Raw genomic sequence first — 4085 nt, forward strand, 5'->3', positions numbered from 1 at the left:
GAACGACATCATCCGCAACGAGCTGGCGAGGGTGAGGGCAACGAGGATGGAAGGCTCGTTCGGAACGCAGAAGGAACACTATGGCCTGAAACGCATCAACTCTTCCGCCGCTCTTTTTTGTACCCCTCCCCGTGCCCCCGCCAGCCGCATTCATGCTCTGCTTCTGTGCATCGCCTTCCGCGCCCGCCCGTCCTTTCAGCCCTCTTTTGCCTCCCTTCCTTCCGGTACTTCACCTCCTCCCTTGTCCGTGCAGCACGACGCCCTCTGCGTGCCGCCTCCTGCCGCCTCGCTCTCCTTATCGCATGTCGCCGCGCCCTTTTTCCCACCTCGTGTCGCCACCTCGTGTCGCCGTCGTTTTGCGCCTCCGTGCCGCCGTCGTTTTGCGCCTCCGTGCAGCTGTCTCCGGACGCTTTCTTCCCCCTCTCCCTCGGACGCTTCCTCTCTTCCCCGGACGAACTCTCCCCGATACATCATCCCTCGAAAGGGGCGCAGGCTGTTCCGTTCGGGGCCTGTCCATAAAACAAAAAAGCCCAAAATCTGCTCTTTGGTCGTCATTTATAGCCCGTTCAGGTTAAATATATGTTAAAAAAGGTGACGAAGTGAACAATCGGAGTAAAAAAAAGCTATATTGGGGAACCTGGAATCTGATGAACGGGATTGAGTTTCCGGGTTCGATGTGGCGTAGTCATAGAAAAAAAGAAAACCGATGAAACGAGTGTTGCTGTTGATTATCTTCGGCATGCTGTGCAGCGTGCCGATTTGTGCGCAGGAGGTAGCAGACTCCGTGAGTCTCTATTATCGGGTGGGATACCGTTTTGTCGACCCCGATTACCGGAATAACCGGGCCGCGCTCGCGCACTTTACGGAGGCCATCCGCGAGGCGCTCGAGCAGGGTACGCTGAACCGGGTCGTCATCCGCGCCGGAGCCTCGCCCGACGGCTCGCAGCAGGCCAACGAGCGGCTGTCGCAGTACCGCGTCGACTCGCTGGCCGCCTATCTGATGCGTACGACCGGCATCCCCGCCGGGATGCTCGTCAAGGAGTCGGTGGGCATCCAGTGGGAGCGGCTGCGCGAGCTGGTGGCTGCCTCGACGATGCCCTCCCGCGACGAGGTGCTGCTAATCCTCGACCGCGAACCCGTCTGGAGCTTCGATGCGCAGGGCCGGGTCGTGGGGAGCCGCAAGCAGTCGCTCATGCAGCTGCACGGCGGACGCCCCTACAACTACATGCTGCAGCACTTCTTCCCCGAGCTGCGCAACAGCGCCTCGGCCTTGCTCTATACGCGGCCGACCGAACCCGAGCCCGAGCCGGCACCCGAGCCCGAACCGGCACCGGCACCCGAACCCGAGCCGGCGCCCGCTCCCGAGCCTGCCCCCGCACCGGCTCCGCTGCCCGACGTGAACCGTGAGGAGGTTCCCGCCCCCTCGGACGCGTGGAGCCCCGCCATCCACATCAAGACCAACGCCATCGGCTGGGGCATGATGATGGCCAACGTGGCCGTCGAGATTGACCTCTCGCCCCGCATCTCCTTCAGCGTGCCCGTCTACTACTCGGCGTGCGACTACTTCACCTCGACGGTCAAGTTCCGCATGCTGGGCACGCAGCCCGAGCTGCGCTTCTGGCCCCTGCGCGAGCACCGCTTCTTCGCGGCGCTCCACTTCGGGGTGGCCTCCTACAACCTGGCACTCGGCGGCGACTGGCGCATCCAGGACCACAACGGAAACTCTCCGGCCATTGGCGGAGGCGTCAACCTCGGCTACCGGATTCCGCTGGGCCGCAGCGGACGCTGGAACGTCGAGTTCTCGCTCGGCGCCGGCGTCTACAAGGCCTACTATGACAAGTTCCGCAACGAACGGAACGGCGTCCGCTCCTCGACCGTCCGCAAGACGTTCATCGGGCTGGACAACGCCGCCGTCTCGTTTTCCTACATGTTTGACCTGAAAAAAACTCGGAAATAATGAAAAGGAGCGTGTTGAAAAGGCTGTTTCTGAGTGGTCTGCCGCTGGCTTTCCTGCTCGTGTCGTGCGACGTGCACGAGTTTCCGGGCCCGACCGAACCCGCGAAGTATCCCGTCGTTCTGGATTTGACCTTCGATACCGAACTGCCCGTGTATCAGACGGTCGACGTGAAGACCCGCGTCTCGGACGACCCGCAGGCGTACAATCTGCGCTATACGGTCTGCATCTACCGGGCCGATGCCGAGGCCGCCTTCGGCCGGGAGGAGGAGCGCCGTATGGTGGTGACGAAGTCCGTGACGGCGCAGCCCGACCTGCGCATCGAGACGCAACTCGAAGAGGGCGCCTACCGCTTCATCGTCTGGACCGACTTTGTCGATGCCGGAACGCAGGAGCACAAGTTCTTCCGTACGGATGATTTTTCGGAGGTCGCCCTCCTCACCTCCGAATATGCGGGCAGCACCGAGTTCCGCGATGCCTTCCGCGGCCGGGCCGACGCCGCCATTGCGAAACCGGCACAGGAGGGCCCCATCGTGGTGCCCGTCCCGATGACGCGTCCGCAGGCGCGCTACAGCTTCGTGTCGACCGACCTGACCGAATTCATGACCCGCGTGCAGGCGCTCCGCGAAAGCCGTGAACACAGCGCCTCACAGGATGCCGGCGCCTCGCAGGATGCAGACCCCGCCGACGAGCCGACGCGGAGCATCGACCTGGATGATTTCCGCGTGGTGGTTCACTATGCGGGCTACGTGCCTTCGTCGTTCAACCTCTTCACGGACCAGACGGCCGACGCCTCTACCGGCGTGCAGTTCGAGAGCCGCATCACGCGGACGAGCGACTCGGAGGCGAGCCTCGGCTTCGACTACGTGCTGGTCAACGAGGGCGAGGCCTCCGTCAAGGTCTCCCTCGAGGTCTACGACCGCGACGGAACGCAGTTGTCGGCCACGAACCCCTTCGATATACCCCTCATGCGGGGCCGGCATACCATCGTGCGCGGCAATTTCCTCACGTCGGAGGCCTCGGGCGGAATCGGCATTGACCCGGGCTTCGACGGCGACTGGAACTACCCCGTGCAGTAGACCGTGCAGTAGACAGTAAAGTAAAAAGTAAAACAATAATAGAAAACCTCTTGTTAATCCTTGATGAAATTATGAAACGATTGTTTCTCTTTTTGGCGGTTGCCGGCCTGATGGCGACGACTGCCTGCTCCCGGGACGAGATGGAATCTGCCGGGATGAACGGGGACGGCGTGGTGACCTTCAGCGCACGCCTTCCCGAACAGCTTCAGACCCGCAGCATGGGTGACGGCCAGACGGCCCGCAAGCTGACCTACGCCGTATATGCGGCCGGTGAGCAGACCCCGCTGCTGACGAGCGAGAGCGAGGGTGCCCCCGCGGTCGAGTTCACCGACCTGAAGGCCCAGCTGACGCTCCGCCTGACGACGGGCAAGAGCTACGACGTGCTCTTCTGGGCCGACGCCTACGGCCAGAAGGATGAGTCGAACCCCTATAAGGTCGACTACCAGGCGCAGACGGTTACGGTGGACTACGCGGCAGCAGAGTCGAACGACGAGAGCCGCGACGCCTTCTTCGGCTCGGTTACCGGCATGAAGGTAACGGGAGCGATGAGCCAGGATGTGACGCTGGTGCGCCCCTTCGCGCAGGTGAACGTGGGAACGGATGACCTGGAGGAGGCCGTCGCAGGCGGACTCCAGAGCGCAGCGCTTGCCACCTCGATGAGCGCAACGAACGTGCCGACGACGCTGAACCTGCTCAACGGCACGACGACGGGCAGCACGAGCGTAGACTTCGCCTCGCACGCAGTGCCGACCGAGTCGCTGGTCGTATCGGGCCGTACGTACACCTATCTGGCGATGAACTACCTGCTGATGGGCGCCGACAAGACGACGACCAACATCGCCTTCGCGTTCACGGACGGCGCGACGACGGGCAATCTGACCTTCAGCAACGTTCCCGTGCAGCGCAACTACCGCACGAACATCATCGGTTCGGTGCTGACGGGCGACGTTGACTTCGACATCGACATCGACCCGGGCTTCGGCGAGCCGGACCACAACCTCTCGCAGCTGCTCTTTGCGGCCGAGAACGGCGGTACGGTGGAGCTTGAGGAG

3 protein-coding genes are annotated in these 4085 nt (G+C 62.8%); all 3 read left to right on the top strand.

Going from position 1 to position 4085, the window contains the following annotated elements; all coding sequences use genetic code 11:
• The first annotated feature begins 706 nt into the window (after positions 1-706).
• On the top strand, positions 707-1957 hold the full coding sequence (locus B5F90_RS10670; protein WP_087362787.1) for a DUF3575 domain-containing protein: 1251 nt from the start codon (positions 707-709) through the stop codon (positions 1955-1957).
• Positions 1957-3033, top strand: a complete 1077-nt coding sequence (locus B5F90_RS10675; protein ID WP_143256179.1) for a DUF6562 domain-containing protein — start codon at positions 1957-1959, stop codon at positions 3031-3033. The genes B5F90_RS10670 and B5F90_RS10675 overlap by 1 nt, the downstream gene beginning before the upstream one ends.
• Positions 3034-3104: 71 nt before the next feature.
• A partial coding sequence (locus B5F90_RS10680; protein ID WP_343213202.1) for a DUF6562 domain-containing protein occupies positions 3105-4085 on the top strand: 981 nt, incomplete at its 3' end.

This window comes from Alistipes sp. An31A, from assembly GCF_002159425.1.
Lineage (GTDB): Bacteria > Bacteroidota > Bacteroidia > Bacteroidales > Rikenellaceae > Alistipes > Alistipes excrementigallinarum.